At 71.8% G+C, this 14,652-nt stretch carries 14 protein-coding genes; 7 read left to right on the top strand and 7 right to left on the bottom strand.

The window, feature by feature from the left end:
• The first annotated feature begins 10 nt into the window (after positions 1-10).
• The 5 genes from RM479_RS17605 (at position 11) to RM479_RS17625 (ending at position 5,102) form a co-directional block, all read left to right on the top strand.
• Positions 11-778, top strand: coding sequence for a sulfite exporter TauE/SafE family protein (locus RM479_RS17605; RefSeq protein ID WP_311512807.1), 768 nt, complete (start codon positions 11-13; stop codon positions 776-778).
• Positions 779-858: 80 nt separating this feature from the next.
• Complete coding sequence (locus tag RM479_RS17610) at positions 859-1,737, top strand: SPFH domain-containing protein (protein ID WP_311512808.1); 879 nt, start codon at positions 859-861, stop codon at positions 1,735-1,737.
• A gap of 403 nt (positions 1,738-2,140) precedes the next feature.
• Positions 2,141-3,175, top strand: coding sequence for a FecCD family ABC transporter permease (locus RM479_RS17615; protein ID WP_311512886.1), 1,035 nt, complete (start codon positions 2,141-2,143; stop codon positions 3,173-3,175).
• Positions 3,172-4,257: a FecCD family ABC transporter permease gene (locus RM479_RS17620; protein WP_311512809.1), complete on the top strand. Its 1,086-nt coding sequence runs from the start codon at positions 3,172-3,174 to the stop codon at positions 4,255-4,257. The genes RM479_RS17615 and RM479_RS17620 overlap by 4 nt, the downstream gene beginning before the upstream one ends.
• Positions 4,258-4,292: 35 nt before the next feature.
• Positions 4,293-5,102, top strand: a complete 810-nt coding sequence (locus tag RM479_RS17625) for an ABC transporter ATP-binding protein (protein WP_274809869.1) — start codon at positions 4,293-4,295, stop codon at positions 5,100-5,102.
• A gap of 43 nt (positions 5,103-5,145) precedes the next feature.
• Here the strand turns inward: RM479_RS17625 and RM479_RS17630 are convergent, their stop codons facing one another.
• From RM479_RS17630 to RM479_RS17645, 4 genes are read right to left on the bottom strand one after another with little or no spacing between them, the layout of a single operon-like run.
• Positions 5,146-5,724 (bottom strand): GTP-binding protein, encoded by a 579-nt coding sequence (locus tag RM479_RS17630; RefSeq protein WP_311512810.1) that lies wholly within the window; start codon positions 5,722-5,724, stop codon positions 5,146-5,148.
• A 21-nt stretch (positions 5,725-5,745) separates the two neighbouring features.
• Complete coding sequence (locus RM479_RS17635; RefSeq protein ID WP_311512811.1) at positions 5,746-6,096, bottom strand: DUF742 domain-containing protein; 351 nt, start codon at positions 6,094-6,096, stop codon at positions 5,746-5,748.
• Positions 6,093-6,509: a roadblock/LC7 domain-containing protein gene (locus tag RM479_RS17640; protein ID WP_311512812.1), complete on the bottom strand. Its 417-nt coding sequence runs from the start codon at positions 6,507-6,509 to the stop codon at positions 6,093-6,095. Before RM479_RS17640 ends, RM479_RS17635 begins: the two co-directional genes overlap by 4 nt.
• 5 nt (positions 6,510-6,514) lie before the next feature.
• Positions 6,515-8,689, bottom strand: a complete 2,175-nt coding sequence (locus tag RM479_RS17645; RefSeq protein ID WP_311512813.1) for a sensor histidine kinase — start codon at positions 8,687-8,689, stop codon at positions 6,515-6,517.
• 327 nt (positions 8,690-9,016) lie between these two features.
• Here RM479_RS17645 and RM479_RS17650 point away from each other — a divergent pair, with 327 nt between their 5' ends.
• Complete coding sequence (locus RM479_RS17650; RefSeq protein ID WP_397222486.1) at positions 9,017-9,310, top strand: 4a-hydroxytetrahydrobiopterin dehydratase; 294 nt, start codon at positions 9,017-9,019, stop codon at positions 9,308-9,310.
• 213 nt (positions 9,311-9,523) lie between these two features.
• Here the strand turns inward: RM479_RS17650 and RM479_RS17655 are convergent, their stop codons facing one another.
• Entirely contained in the window at positions 9,524-11,131 is a 1,608-nt protein-coding gene (locus RM479_RS17655; protein ID WP_311512815.1) for an AMP-binding protein, read from the bottom strand.
• Positions 11,132-11,345: 214 nt separating this feature from the next.
• Here RM479_RS17655 and RM479_RS17660 point away from each other — a divergent pair, with 214 nt between their 5' ends.
• Positions 11,346-12,368 carry an acyltransferase domain-containing protein gene (locus tag RM479_RS17660; RefSeq protein ID WP_311512816.1) on the top strand — a complete coding sequence of 341 codons (1,023 nt, stop codon included), beginning with the start codon at positions 11,346-11,348 and terminating at the stop codon, positions 12,366-12,368.
• 39 nt (positions 12,369-12,407) lie between these two features.
• On the opposite strand, the gene RM479_RS17665 is transcribed toward RM479_RS17660, so the two are convergent.
• Entirely contained in the window at positions 12,408-12,602 is a 195-nt protein-coding gene (locus tag RM479_RS17665) for a hypothetical protein (protein WP_311512817.1), read from the bottom strand.
• Positions 12,603-12,838: 236 nt separating this feature from the next.
• Positions 12,839-14,638 carry a bifunctional metallophosphatase/5'-nucleotidase gene (locus RM479_RS17670; protein WP_311512818.1) on the bottom strand — a complete coding sequence of 600 codons (1,800 nt, stop codon included), beginning with the start codon at positions 14,636-14,638 and terminating at the stop codon, positions 12,839-12,841.
• Positions 14,639-14,652 lie beyond the last annotated feature (14 nt).

The raw sequence follows: 14,652 nt of genomic DNA on the forward strand, positions 1-14,652 counted from the left end.
GGCGCTGACCGTGGAACCCGAGGTCCTCGGCCTGCTGCTCCTGGTCGGTGTCGCCGCCGGTTGGGTCGACGCCGTCGTCGGCGGCGGCGGTCTGCTGCTCCTGCCCGCGCTCATGGTCGCCGCCCCCACCACCCCCTTGGCCACCCTGCTGGGCACCAACAAGCTCGGCGCGATCTTCGGCACCGCCTCGGCCTCCCTGGCCTACGCCCGCAAGGTCCCCCTGGACCGCGCCGTGGTGGTGCCCACCGCCACCCTGGCCCTCCTGGGGGCGGGCGGCGGCGCGGCCCTGGCCACCGCACTGACCACCGACGTCCTCAAACCCGTCATCATGGTCGTCCTGGCCGGGGTGGCGCTGCTGGTGTACCTCAGGCCCGCCATGGGCGCGGTCGCCGCCCCCGAGCTGCGCACCCGCAACCGGATGCTGGCCGCCGTCGCGCTGGCCGGCCTGGGGGTGGGCTTCTACGACGGGCTCATCGGACCGGGTACCGGGGTCTTCCTCATCATCTCCCTGACCGCCGTGCTGGGCATGGACTTCGTGTCCGCGTCGGCCGCCGCCAAGATCGTCAACGTCTGCACGAACCTGGGCGCCCTCGTCGTGTTCGCGATCGGCGGTCACGTCGACTGGATCCTCGGGCTGGGACTCGCGCTGTGCACCATCCTGGGCGCCCAGATCGGCGCGCGCATGGCGCTCCGGCGGGGGTCGGGCTTCGTGCGGGCGGTGTTGCTGGTGGTCATCGCGGCGTTGTTGATCCGCATGGGGTGGGACACCTTCTCCTGAGGTCCCAGGGGATCCGCGCGGACCCGGGGAGCGTCCGAGAGGTGTGAACGGATCCCCCTTCTGAGACGGACGGTGCGACGATGACACCACGCGGAATGTCCGCCGCGATCACCGCCACCCTGACGGCCCTGGTCCTGACCGCCTGTTCGGTCAGCACGGGACCCGACAAGGTGGGACTGGAGTACGACGCGGGCGCGTTCTCCTCCACCACCTTCGACAGCTGCATCCTCCCGGGCAACCGCCAGTACCACGGGCCGGGCGACCAGACCTTCCTGTACCCCGCCGGGCAGCGCACCTTCGAGTTCTCCGGGGCCGACGGGGCGGAGACGCACTCCGCCACGGTCGTGTCCAAGGACGACCTGGAGCTCACCGTGACCGGCCTGGTCACCTTCAGCCTCAACATCGAGTGCGAGCGCCTCCAGGAGTTCCACGAACGCCTGGGGCTGAAGTACATCGCCTACGAGGACCCCGGGTGGGTCGACCTGTTGCGCGACTACATCGGCCAGCCCCTCAACCGGGCCCTGGACGACGCCACCAAGGAGTACGCCTGGCGCGACCTCTACACCAGCGCCGAGGCCAAGGCCGAGTGGGAGAAGAAGGTCGGTGACCTGACCTCGGCCTACATCGCCGAGCAGGGCGGTGGCGAGTTCTTCTGCTCGCCCACGTACACCGGCGGCGGGGAGGACTGCGGCACCCCGCAGCTGACCATCCAGCAGCCCACCCCGCCCGAGGAGGTGCGCAAGGCCCTGACCCTGGCCCAGGAGGCGGTGGAGATGACCACCGCCCAGGAGCAGGAGAACGAGCGGATCGACAAGGAACTGGAGGCCATCGAGGAGCTGGTGGAGGTGCTGGGCCCGGAGGGCTACATCCTGTACCAGGCCCTGAAGGACGGCAAGGTCGACTTCATGCCCATCCCCTACGGCAGCGGCGTCAACGTCACCCCGCGCGGGGGGAACTGAGCCCCGGGCGCACGCGCGGGTCCCGGGGGCGGACCCGGGACCCGCGCCGTGTCACGCGACGCGGCCGGTGTCGGACGCCACAACGGCGCCGCGGACGGTCCCGGGGGGACCCCCTCGGGGGGCGAAGGCGGGTCCGGTGGGGGTGCGACCGGTCACCCCGGGGCGGTGACCGGCGCCGATGCCGCCCCTGTGACCCCGCGGCGCGTCCGCGCCGGCGGTGTCGAGGGCGCGGGGTCCGGGGCGGGCGCGTGGGCGGCGGGGGAGGGGCAGGGGGACCCTTCCGCGCGAACCCTGCTCAGGTAAGGCTAACCTGTCCTGGTCCGTTATCGTTGATGGCACGGCCTTCGACCACGACATCCCCGTGCGGACGCCTCCGATCACCCACACGACGAACGGGGAAGCCGTGGCCCTGCGCGCGCCCACCCTCGCACCCCCCACACCCACGCGACGCGTCCTACGGCCCGTCGGTCTGCTCGCGGCCCTGGTGGCGCTGGGGGCGTGCGTCCTGCTCAGCATCACCGTCGGCGCCAAGCCCATCCCCGTCGCCGACGTCTGGGCGGCCCTGACCGACCACGACGGCTCCTACGACCACAACGTCATCCGCACCCTGCGCGTCCCGCGCACCGTCATCGGCGTGTTCGTCGGGGCGGCCCTGGGGTTGGCCGGCGCCCTCATGCAGGCACTCACCCGCAACCCCCTGGCCGAACCCGGCATCCTGGGCGTGAACTCCGGTGCGGCCGCAGCGGTCGTCCTCGCGGTCTTCGCGTTCGGAGCCGGCGGGACCGGCCTGGTCTGGCCCGCCTTCGTCGGCGCCGCCGTGGCGGCCGTCGCCGTCTACGCCCTGGGGTCGCGGGGACCGGCCAACGCCACCCCGGTCCGCCTGGCGCTGGCCGGCACCGCCGTGGCCGCCGTCCTCCAGGGCCTCATCTACGGTGTGATCGTCCTCAACGACTTCGTGTTCGACCGCATCCGGTTCTGGCAGGTGGGCTCCCTGCTCGGCCGCGACCTGGAGATCTTCTGGCAGGTCGCCCCCTTCCTCGTGGCCGGGATCGTGCTGGCCCTGTGCCTGGGGCCCTCCCTCAACGCCGTCGCCCTGGGCGACGACCTGGCCGCGTCCCTGGGCGCGCGCGTCCCCGCCATCCGCACCCTGACCGCGATCGCCGTGATCCTGCTGTGCGGCGCGGCCACGGCCGCCGCCGGCCCCATCTGGTTCGTGGGCCTGATCATCCCCCATGTGGCCCGTCTGATCACCGGCCCGGACCAACGGTGGTCGCTGCCCTACTCCGCGGTGCTCGGCGCGGTCCTGCTGACCGCCGCCGACACCGTGGGCCGCGTCATCGTGCCCGGCGCCGAACTGGAGGTCGGCATCATCACCGCGTTCGTCGGAGCGCCCCTGTTCATCGCCCTGGTCCGCAGCAGAAGGATGGCCGCGCTTTGAGCACCTCGACCCTGTCGCGTCCCCGCACCGGGACCCGGATCACCCCACGCGGTTCCCTCGCCCTGCGCCTGGGCGACCGCTACTCCGTCCTGGTGCGTCCGCGCACCCTGATCGTGGCGCTGTTCCTGATCGTGGTGGCCACGGCCGCCCTGGTCGTGTCGGTGTCCGTGGGCGATTACGAGATCCCCCTGGGGGCGGTCCCCGCCGCGATCGCCGGGTACGGCGAACGCCTGGACGTGTTCTTCGTCCAGGGGGTGCGCCTGCCTCGCGCCCTGACCGCCCTGGGGGTGGGCGCCGCCCTGGGACTGGCCGGCGCGGTCTTCCAGAGCCTGTCGCGCAACGCCCTGGGCAGCCCCGACATCATCGGTTTCACCAGCGGCGCGGCCACCGGTGCCGTCGCGATCATCCTCCTGGTCGGCGGAGGCCGGCTGGTGGTGTCCATGGGCGCGATCGCCGGCGGTCTGATCACCGCCGTCGTCGTCTACCTGCTGGCCATGAAGAACGGCGTCCAGGGGTACCGTCTGGTACTGGTCGGCATCGGCGTCTCGGCGATGCTGGGCGCGGTGCGCGACTACCTGTTGACCCGGGCCGAGCTCACCGACGCCATGGGCGCCCAGATCTGGATGATCGGCAGCCTCAACGGCCGTGGGTGGGGCGAGGTCATCGCGGTGTGGCTGTCCCTGGCGCTCCTGGGGCCGATCCTGTTGACGCTGGGATCGCGGTTGCGGTTCATGGAACTCGGCGACGACACCGCCCGCGCCCTGGGCGTGTCCACCCAGGCCACCCAGGTGGCGGCGCTGATCGCCGCCAGCGCCCTGACCGGTGCCGCGATCGCGGTGTCGGGGCCCATCGGGTTCGTGGCCCTGGCCGCCCCGCAGCTGGCCCGCCGGCTGACCCGCACCGGCGGCACCACGTTCGTCGGAGCGGCCCTGATGGGCGCCGCCCTGTTGGTCGTGGCCGACCTGGTGGCGTTGCGGGCCCTGGCGCCCACCCAGCTCCCGGTCGGCGTGGTCACCGCCGTCATCGGCGGCGGCTACCTCATCTGGCTCCTGTACACCGAATGGCGGCGCGGACGCGCCTGAGCCCGCCCGATCCGCGCACCACCCGAGGAAGAAGCATGACCGTTCACCACATCGACCGTCTCAGCGGGCAGGACCTCACGCTCGCCTACGACCAGCGCGTCATCTCCGAGGATCTCGCCGTCACCATCCCCGACCACTCGTTCACCGTGATCGTGGGCCCCAACGCCTGCGGCAAGTCGACGCTGCTGCGCGCCCTGTCGCGGACCCTCAAGCCCGCCAAGGGGCGGGTGCTGCTGGACGGCCGGGTCATCGGCTCCTACGCGGCCAAGGAGGTGGCGCGCCGGCTGGGGTTGCTGCCGCAGACCTCCATCGCGCCCGAGGGCATCGGCGTGGCCGACCTGGTGGCCCGGGGCCGGTTCCCCCACCAGGGGTTCCTGCGCCAGTGGTCCAAGGACGACGAGCGGGTGGTGGCCGAGGCGATGGAGGCCACCGGTGTGGCCGATCTCGCCGACCGGTCGGTGGACGAGCTCTCGGGCGGTCAACGCCAGCGCGTGTGGTTGGCGATGGTGCTGGCCCAGCAGACCCCGCTGCTGCTGTTGGACGAGCCCACCACCTATCTGGACATCGCCCACCAGATGGACATGCTGGACCTGTGCGCGCAGCTGCACGACGAGCGCGGGCACACCCTGGTGGCGGTCCTGCACGACCTCAACCACGCCTGCCGGTACGCCACCCACCTGATCGTGATGAAGGAGGGGGAGATCGTCGCGGAGGGGGAGCCGGCCGAGGTGGTCACCGTCGAGCTGGTCGAGCACGTCTTCGGGTTGCCGGTGCGGGTCATCCCCGACCCGGAGACCCACACCCCGATGATCGTCCCGGTGGACCGGCGCCGTCAGGTGCGGTGAACCACCGCCGGGTGGGGACGGTGGATCCACCGTCCCCACCCGCTCAGGCGCCCGACAGCTCCAGCCGCAGCACCAGTTCGACCAGTTCCACCACCACGCCCTTGACGGAGGCGCGGTCGCGGGCGTCGCACAGGAGCACCGGGACCGGGTCGGCGACGTCCAGCGCCACCCGCACGTCCTCGGCCCGGTGGGAGCTCTGGCCGTCGAAGCAGTTGACCGCCACGACGAACGGCACCCGACGTGCCTCGAAGAAGTCGATGACGTCGAAGCATTCGGTGAGGCGGCGGGTGTCGGCCAGCACGACCGCGCCCAGCGCCCCCTCCACGAGTTCCTCCCACATGTGGGAGAACCGCCGCTGGCCCGGGGTGCCGAACAGGTACACCACGGTGGTGGGGTCCAGGGTGATACGGCCGAAGTCCAGGGCGACCGTGGTGGTGGTCTTGGCCTCCACCCCGTTCAGGTCGTCCACCGCCGTGCCGGCGATGGTCATCTCCTCCTCGGTGTGCAGTGCCTCCACCTCGCTCAGGGCCGACACCAGGGTGGTCTTGCCGGCCCCGAACCCTCCGGCCACCACGATCTTCAATGTGTCGGGCGCCGGCCCGAACACACGTGTTGCGCTCATCGTCGTCCCGTTCACGGTTGCTCACAGTTCCTTGACGCGCGCCAGCACCGCGCGCAGCGTCGCCTCGTCGGGCCGATGCCGTTCCCGTTCGGGGGTGCGGGCCATCACGTACCCCCGGTCCACCAGGTCCGCCAGCAGGACCCGCACCACCCCCAGGGGCAGCCCCGATCGGGAGGCCGCCTCGGCGACGGTGACGGGTCGGACGCACAGGGCGTGGATCTCCCGTGCCTCCGGTTCGTCTTCGACCACGTCGGCCACGGCCACCACACGGGTGGTCAGGGTCAGGTCCGATCGGGAGGGGCGGGTGCGTCCCCCGGTCAGCGCGTAGGGGCGGATCAGGTCCGGCCCCGCGGCGTGGTCGTCGGGGTTCACCCGCGTCCGCCCCGGCGCGGCAGCGCCGCCAGGTGCGGGCCGACCTGGCGCACCAGCCGGTTGATCTCGAAGGCGGCCTGACCCATGTCGCAGGCGGTCTCGGCGGCCAACGCCAGTGACGCCCCCTGGCCGGCGTCCACGACGAAGAAGAACACCGTGTCCAGTTCCACCACGGTCTGGTGGACCCGGGAGGCGCCCAGGGGGGCGCGGGCACCGCGGGCCAGGGACGCGAACCCGGAGGCGATCGCGGCCAGGCGTTCTCCGTGTTCGCGGTCCACGCCGGGGGAGGCGGCCAGGGGCAGTCCGTCGGCGGACAGCAGCAGCGCGCAACGGGCGTGTGCGACCCTCTCGACCAGGTCGGCCAGGAGCCAGTCCAGGGTGCCGGAGTCGTTCGCCTCGGTATGGGCGGACATCGTTCTCATCCTTCCTCGTGGTCGCCGTCGAGGTCGGGGTGGCCCGCGCGGGCGCGCAGGGTTCCGGCCTGGAAGGCGCTCATCATCGAGCGGAGCCGTTCGGGGGAGCGGTCCGCGTCGTCGTCGGTGGTGGGGACCGGGGCCGGTGCCACGGTGCGTCGCCTGCGGCGGGGCAGCCCCTTGTAGTGATCCGATTCCGGCTCCGGGGCGGCCGAGGGGGCCGGCGCGGGCTCCGGTGCCACCGCCGCGGGCACGATCGCCGGTTCGGGGGTGACCACGGGCAGGGTCTCGGGTTCGGTGAGGGCGTCGGCGGGCACGTGCACCGTCGCGCGCACCCCGTGCCCGCCGGGGCCGGCGGCCAGCTCCACCCGCAGGCCGTGACGGGCGGCCAGGGTGGCCACCACGAACAGGCCCAGGGGGGAGTCCTCGACCAGCCCGGCCACGTCGAACCGGGGCGGGTCGGCCAGGAGCGCGTTCGCCTCCTCCAGCGCCGCCTCGCCCATGCCCAGACCTCGGTCGATCACGTCGATACGGCACCCGTCCGCGTCGACGGAGGCGCGGACCTCGACCTCGGTGGAGGGCGGTGAGAACGCCGTGGCGTTCTCCAGCAGTTCGGCCGACAGGCGGGCGGTGTCGGCGGCCACGTCGCCGCGCAGCGTCACCGGGGGCAGGTCGCGCGGCTGCACCCGGGTGTAGTCCTCGATCTCCCCCGCGGCGGCCCGCACCACCTCGTACAGGCGCATCGGGGCGCGGGGACGCCGGACGGGGGAGCCGCCGCTGAGCAGCATGAGGTTCTCGGAGTTGCGGCGCAGCCGGGCGCTGAAGTGGTCGACCCGGAACAGCGCGGCCAGGGTGTCGGGGTCGCTCTCGTCGCGTTCGAGCCGGTCCAGGACCGCCAGTTGGCGGTGGACGAGGGACTGGGTGCGGCGGGCCAGGGTGCCGAACATGGCGCGTACCCCGGCGCGCAGCCGGGCCTCCTGGAGGGCGGCGGTCACGGCGGCGCGTCGGGCGTCGTCGAAGGCGTCGGCCACGTCGGTGATCTCGTCGTGGCGGGTGCGCGGTGCGGCGTCGGGTTCGGGTTCGACGTCGTGGCCGGCGCGCAGCCGGGCGGTGAGCCGGGGCAGCTGCACCCGGGCGTGCTCCAGGGTGGTGCGGCGCAGCAGGTGCAGGCGGCGACCCATGCGGACGGCGCCGGTGATGGCGAAGGCGGCCGAGGCCAGGGCCACGATCAGGACGGGGAGGCCGATCAGGAGCACGCCGCCGGTGAGCTCGGAGGAACGTGCGTCGTTGAACTCGCCGATGCGGTCGATCTGGTCCTGTTCCACGGCGCGCATGCGCTGGTCGGAGGCTTCGGCGGCGCCCCGCCAGGCGGTGGCGTTGACGGGCGGCCGGGTGTGGGCGGGGGCGGCGATGACCTCGTCCTGGAGGTCGTGCACGCGTTCGAGGGAGTCGTAGGACTCCAGGAGCCGGTAGGTGCGGGCGTCCTCGGGGGAGAGTTCGGCGCCGATGCGGTCCCAGGTGTGGCGTTGGGCTCCGGCTGCCGCGACGAACTCGTTGTGGGCCTGGGGGGTGAAGCCGTCGGTGGCGACGGCGTGGGCGAACACGGTGCTCTGCCGGCTCAGGAGTTCGCGGGCGCGCATGAGGGAGGTCAGGGAGCGCAGGCGGGGGATCTGGGCGGGGTCGGCGTGTTCGACGCGGGCGTCCCAGAAGCGCAGGCCCTGCTCGACGATGTCGTTGTAGGGGCCGCCGGAGTGGAGGTGGTCGCGCTGGTGGGGCGGCAGGCCGTCGACGGCGGAGCGGTGGGCGGGCAGGCGATCCAGGGCGCGTTGGAGGTCCAGGGCCTGGTCGGGGAGGACGTCGGCGTCGAAGCCGGCCAGGGCCTCGCGCAGTTCGACCAGGGCGGTGTCGGTGGTGTCGCGGGCGGTGCCCAGGGCCTGGTCGGAGCGTTCGGTGTCGCGCGCCGAGTCGGCGGTGGCCAGGCGTTCGTCCTGAAGGGTGTCGATGACGAGGGAGACGGCGGTGCCGACCTGGCGGGTCAGGTCGGCTTCGGCGCGCAGGTCCCGGATGTCGTCGACGAGCAGGAAGGTGAACAGGGAGCACACCAGGAGCAGCACGACGCTGGGGGTGAGGACCAGGGTGATCATGCGGGCGCGAAGCGACCGGCGCTTCTTGGGGGGCATGGGCTCGCTTCCGGGCGATATCGGGGGATGGGGGTGCCGGATCCCCAGAGTGAATCCGGTCGGTGGGGGATCGTGCAAGGGTCGAGTGGTGCGCGAGGGCCCGGATGGGGGTGTCGTGGCAGGTCATGGGCCGGGGCTCAGCTTGGTAACGGGCGGCCGACCACGGATCCGTTCGACTACTAAGAATCTACGTAGTAAAGGTGGGGGTTCTGGTAACGAAACACCGACAACCTGAAAAAGGGGCGGCTCACGCCGCACCGACCACCTGGTTCACGCCCCGTGGCCGCGGGTACGGGACCGTCCGTGACCACGACGAACGGGAGAGCGATCGTGAACCTCGGCGAAGACCTGATCCGCGACGGACTGACGCGCCTGGACGGCTGGGAGTGGGACCCGGACGGCCCCGCCATCCGCCGCACCCTGCGCCTGACCGATTTCCCCGCCGCGATCGCCCTGGTCGGCGTCATCGCCCAGGCGGCGGAGCAGGCCGGGCACCATCCCGACATCGACATCCGCTATGACACGCTGCACCTGCGCCTGACCACCCACTCGGTCGGCGCCGTCACCGACAAGGACATGGCCCTGGCCGCGCGCATCGACGAACTCGTCCCCCGGGGCTGATCCTCGCCGAAGGGCGCCGCGTGCGGGGGCCGCGCTCACGCGCGCGGACGGTTCCGGTCGAGTGCGGAGCAGGGGATGCGGGGCGACCCGAAACCCGCGTCGGTGTCCCGCAACGCGGGGTGCGCCGGAATTCCGACCGCGGGTGCGCGGAAGCCCTGTTGAGGGCCGTGGCGGTGGAGATCCCCGTCTCGGGACGCGGGATCGGTCGGCGGCTCAGCGCAGGCGGGCGCGGCGCATCTTGCCCGAGGCGGTGCGCGGCAGCTCCGGTACGAAGCCCACCACGTCAGGGGAGGCGTGGGTGGCGAACCGCGTGGCCACCCATTCCTTCAGTTCGGTGGCCAGCGCCTCGGAGGCCTCGAACCCGGCGGCCGGGACGACCCGGGCTCCGATGAGCTGTCCGGCGAGTTCGTCGGGGATGGAGTACACGCCGCACTCGTCGACGGCCGGGTGGTCGTTGAGGACCGCCTCGACCTCGGTGGGGCCGATCCGGTAGCCGCGGCTGAGGATGGCGCCGTCGTCGCGGGTGGAGAAGAACAGCCAGTGGCGCCGGTCGAGGATGCCGGTGTCTCCAGTGAGGTAGAAGGCCTTGTCGGGGGTGAAGCGCACCTGGGAGGCGGAGTCGTTGTCGAGGTAGCCGGTGAACCAGGCCAGGGGGCTGTGTTCGAGGTCGACGGCGATGCGTCCGTAGGCGCCCAGGGGTGCGGGTTCGTCGGAGATGGCCTCCAGGACGGTGGCCGTCCAGCCGGGGAGGGCGGGGCCGATGGCGCCGGGGGTGATGTCTCCGATGTCCTGGCCGGTGTCGCCGTTGGGGATGCCCACGCACCAGCCGAGTTCGGTCTGGCCGAAGTGGTCGCGCACGGGGACGCCGAAGACGTCGGTGACCCAGTCGATGACGTCGGGGGCGAGGGGTTCGCCGAAGCTGGTGAGGCGTTGGACGACGATCTCGGGTGGCAGGGTCTTGGTGGCGGCGCGCAGGGTGCGGTAGGTGGTGGGGTCGGCGGCGAGGTTGGTGACCTCGTACATGCCCAGGACGTCGAGGGTGAGTTCGGGGTCGAAGAATCCGGCGCGCAGGGCGAGGGAGGTGTGTCCGGCGAGGAGGGGGGAGATGACGCCGTGGTAGAGGCCGAAGGCGGAGCCGGGGTCGGCGGTGTTCCAGAAGACGTCATCGTCGTCGACGCCGAGGCCGTAGTGGTGGTAGGCGTGCATGGCGGCGAGGGCGCGTACGGGGACGGGGACGCCGCGTGGGGGGCCGATGAGTCCGGAGACGTAGACGATGGCGAGGAGGCCGTCGCCGCCGACGGCGGTGTCGGGTGCGGGTGGGGCCTGGGTGTCGGCCAGGGCGGTGAGGGTGGTCTCGCCGTCGCGGAGAGGGCGGGGGCCGGTGGTGACGATGGACCAGGTGGGGGTGGTGTCGGTGTCGAGTTTGGCGCGGTTGTCGTCGTCGACGACGACGAGGCGGGCTCCGGAGGAGGTGAGGCGTTCGCTGATGGCCGAGGGGGCGAAGGAGGAGAAGAGGGGGACGAGGACGGCGCCCAGGCGCCAGACGGCGAGGGCGGTGACGGCCATGTCGATGCCCTTGGGGATGAGGGTGGCGACGCGGTCGCCGTGGCCGATGCCGTGGGCGGCGAGTCCGGTGGCGAGGGCGTGGGATCGGTCGCGGAGTTCGCCGAAGGTGAGGGTGGCGGGTGCGAGGTCGGGGCCGATCTGGATGATGGCGTTCCGGTCGGGGTCGTGCCGGTCGCACAGGAGGTGGGACACCGAGGTGGTGGGGGAGTCGTAGGCGGTGAGCCACTCACGTACACGGTGCGCCGGTTCGGGCATCGAAGGTCGTCCTCGTCTGGGTCGGAGTGGTGGGGTGGGGTGGGTCACGTCAACACTATGCCCACCTGGCAAACCTCTTCTGGGGGATGGGAGGGGTTCTCGGTGTGTGGGATGCCCGCGGGGGTCTGTGGGGTTCGTGGTTTTTCGTGGGGGAGGTGCGGGGGTGGTCCTTCCTCTCGCGTGCGGGTGGGCGGGTCGGCCATGATGTGGGGTCATGGACGCTGACATCGTGGCCGACCGGTTGGGTCTGGCCGAGGACGAACGCCGTTGGTTGATCGCCGCTCACGAGTTGCCGGAGCCGGTGGAGCCTTTGGTGGTGCCGCAGGGTGAGGATGCTCGTCGGGTGTGGGACGAGTTCGCTCTGGCGGAGGAGGATCGGGCGGAGTTGGCCAGGTTGTGGCCGGGGCCGGGTGGGGCGGGGTGGTCGCCCGAGGTGTGGTTCGTGGTGGAGGGGATGTACCGGCGGTTGGCGGCGGACGCGGATCTGCCGGTGGGGTCGTGGGTGGATTGGCCGGCGTTGGTGGGTCATGGGGATCCGCGGGTGCGGTCGGCGTCGTTGGTGGCGTTCGCGGCGCGGGTGCCGGCGCAGTACGCGGCGCATGGGGCGTTGGGTGTGGATCCGGCGGTGACGCGGGCGACGTTGGCGGATGTGGGGGTGCAGACGGCGCGTTCGCGGCGGATGTACGGGCGGTCGGGTGTGGAGACGGCGTCGTGGGTGGCGGCGCAGTTCCGTGGGCGGTTGTTCTGGGTGGGCGGGTTGCAGTTGGAGCCGGCGGTGTTGGGGGATCAGGGCGGGGTGGAGTGGTATCCGGAGGGGGAGGCGGCCGGGTTGGGTGTGGGGATGGCGGTGGGTGATCCGGTGTTGCGGTTGCACATTCCGACGGGTGGTCTGGATCCGGTGTCGGTGACGGACGCGTTGGGGCGGGCGCGGCCGTTCGCGCGGGCGCATCTGGGGATCGATCCGGTGGTGGCGACGTGTACGTCGTGGTTGTTGGATCCGCGGTGGGGTGAGGTGTTGGGGGAGGGGTCGAACATCGTGTCGTTTCAGCGGCGGTTCACGTTGGTGGGGCGTGGGCAGCCGGGTGAGGCGGATGTGTTCCGGTTCGTGTTCGGGATGTCGGAGGTGGATGTGGTGGCGGCGCCGCGTCGTACCCGGTTGGAGCGTGCGGCGGTGGAGCGTGTGGAGGGGGGTGGTGGGTGGCAGGTGCGGACGGGGTGGTTGCCGTTGCCCGTGTGATGGTGGGTGTGGGGTGGTGGGGGGTTTTGGTGCGGGTGGTCACGTGTGGGTCGTGGTGTCGGGTGGGCGGGGGTGGACGGTGGCGGTGAGTTCTTGGTGGCCGGTGCGGTCGCAGTCGGTGCAGGGGTGTCCGAGGAGGACCTGGGTGAGGGTGTGGTCGGCTTCCCGGCGGGCGAGGACGACGGCACGGGTGCCGGTGCCCAGGCAGGTGCGGCACAGGATGCTGATGCGCATGTGCGCAGGATAGGTTTCTTTGCCGGTTTCGTCTGGGAGAACACGGCTTTTTCACGGTGATATCCGGGCAAAGAGTGCCGGGGTTTCGTCCGCGGGTGGCGGGCACGCGGGTGGCGGGGGCGGGCCTTGGGGGCCGCCCCCGCCGGTGTGGGGTGGGTCGGTGGCGGTGTGCGGGGCCGCTCCGGGGGCGTCGGCGGGGGTGCCGGTGGGGGCCCGGGTGGTCTTCGGGGCCGGGGTCAGGTGAAGATCGGGGCGCCTTGGCGCACCAGCCGCCAGTTCACGTCGTGGAAGTCGGCCGGGTCGATGACCCCGACCGCGGTGGCGTGGTCGATGAGGGCCTGGCGGATCTCTCGTTGGGCGTTGTAGACGACGGGCGCGTCGGTGATGTGGGGGAAGGCGCCGCCGCCGGATTGGCGGTAGTTGTTGACGGCGACCACGAATCTCTGGTCGTCGGTCACCGGGGTCCCGTTCAGGGTCAGTGAGGTGACGCGTTGTCCGGCGGGGCGGGACACGTCCAGTTCGTAGTCGACGCCGGCGAGCTGGTCACAGCTGTAGTCGGGGATGTCGTCGGCGTTGGTCAGGTCGGCCGGGTCGACCGTTCCGGTGGCCGGGACCTGCTTGTAGTAGCGGGCGGAGTGCTCCAGGTAGGCCCGTAGTCGGGCGCCGGTCAGTACCGAGCCCAGCAGGGTGTTGTCGTAGATGTAGAGGGCGGCGATGTCGCGGATGCTCAGGTCGCCGGCGGGGAAGACCGCGGAGCGGCTGAAGGGGGCGGCGATGGAGACCACGGGCAGGTCGGCCTCGGGGGTGCCGGTGAGGGCGGCGGTCACGGTGTCGATCTGTACCTTGTGCACGAAGTCGACGATGGCGGTGTCGGTCCAGCAGGCCTGGGCGGCGCTCAGTTCTCGGGCGCTGGTGGCCACGACCTGGTTGACGTAGGCGACCGTGGTGGCGTGCTGGTCGGCGACCAGGGCGGCGATCTGCGGGTCCTCTTCGACGGTGTTGGTGTTGAGGGTGAGGGCGTTCTTGGAGATGACCTTCCAGCGGCCGTGTTCGCGGCGCAGGGCCAGGTCCATCACGGAGAGGCGGCGTCCCCAGAAGGAGGGCATGGTCATGAGGACCCGTTCGCCGGTCTCGGTGTTGGTGACGAAGCGTTCGGGGACCTCTCGGTGGGCGTGTCCGAAGAGGATGGCGTCGATGCCGGGGACCTGTTCGGCGACCATGGCGGAGGCGTTCTCGACGGGGATGTCGCCTTGGTAGGAGGAGGTGCCGCTGTCGCCGGCGTGGGCGCTGACGATGACGATGTCGGCGCCTCGGGCGCGCATGAGGGGTACCCAGTGGCGGGCGGATTCGATGAGGTCGCGGAATTCCAGGTGGCCGTGGACGTGGTGGCGGTCCCAGATGGCCGAGCCGGGGTTGGTGAGGCCCAGTACTCCGATGGTGAGGGGTTGGGTGCCGGGTCGGTTCGTGCAGTCGACCTTCATGCGTTTGAGGGCGTAGGGCTTGTAGGCGGGGTCGTCGGTGCCGTGGTGGACGGCGTTGGCGGCCAGTGCGGGGGCTCGCATCTGGGAGATCCAGGTGTCGAGGTGGTCGATGCCGTAGTTGAATTCGTGGTTGCCGAGGGTGATGGCGTCGTAGTCCAGGGCGTTCATGGCGCGGGCCATGGGGTGGGTCTCGCCGGTGTCGGTGATGGGTTCGACGACGCTGTAGTAGGTGGCGAGGGGGGCGCCTTGGATGGTGTCGCCGGAGTCGAACAGCAGGGTGTTGTTGTGGCCGCGTTCGGCGCGGATCTCTTTGACGAGGGCGGCGGCCTTGGCGATGCCGATGTGGTCGCCGTTGGCGTCGGAGTAGGTGGTGTTCTTGTAGTAGTCCCAGTTGAGGCAGTGGCCGTGCAGGTCGGAGGTGCCCATCACGGTGATGAGGGCCTCGCGTGCGGAGGAGGCGGCGGCGGGGGTGGGCCAGCCGGCGAGGGTGAGGGCTCCTGCGGCGCTCAGGCCGCCTAGGGCACCGCGTCGCGAGATGGTGGGCTCCTTCGTCATGGGCTTCTCCCGGG

Source organism: Nocardiopsis lambiniae (assembly GCF_031845465.1).
Lineage (GTDB): Bacteria > Actinomycetota > Actinomycetes > Streptosporangiales > Streptosporangiaceae > Nocardiopsis > Nocardiopsis lambiniae.

Coding starts and splice junctions, on each gene's coding strand:
- RM479_RS17610 (WP_311512808.1), top strand. CDS start 859: ATGACACCACGCGGAATGTCCGCCGCGATCACCGCCACCCTGACGGCC.
- RM479_RS17625 (WP_274809869.1), top strand. CDS start 4,293: ATGACCGTTCACCACATCGACCGTCTCAGCGGGCAGGACCTCACGCTC.
- RM479_RS17630 (WP_311512810.1), bottom strand. CDS start 5,724: ATGAGCGCAACACGTGTGTTCGGGCCGGCGCCCGACACATTGAAGATC.
- RM479_RS17640 (WP_311512812.1), bottom strand. CDS start 6,509: ATGTCCGCCCATACCGAGGCGAACGACTCCGGCACCCTGGACTGGCTC.
- RM479_RS17645 (WP_311512813.1), bottom strand. CDS start 8,689: ATGCCCCCCAAGAAGCGCCGGTCGCTTCGCGCCCGCATGATCACCCTG.
- RM479_RS17655 (WP_311512815.1), bottom strand. CDS start 11,131: ATGCCCGAACCGGCGCACCGTGTACGTGAGTGGCTCACCGCCTACGAC.
- RM479_RS17660 (WP_311512816.1), top strand. CDS start 11,346: ATGGACGCTGACATCGTGGCCGACCGGTTGGGTCTGGCCGAGGACGAA.
- RM479_RS17665 (WP_311512817.1), bottom strand. CDS start 12,602: ATGCGCATCAGCATCCTGTGCCGCACCTGCCTGGGCACCGGCACCCGT.
- RM479_RS17670 (WP_311512818.1), bottom strand. CDS start 14,638: ATGACGAAGGAGCCCACCATCTCGCGACGCGGTGCCCTAGGCGGCCTG.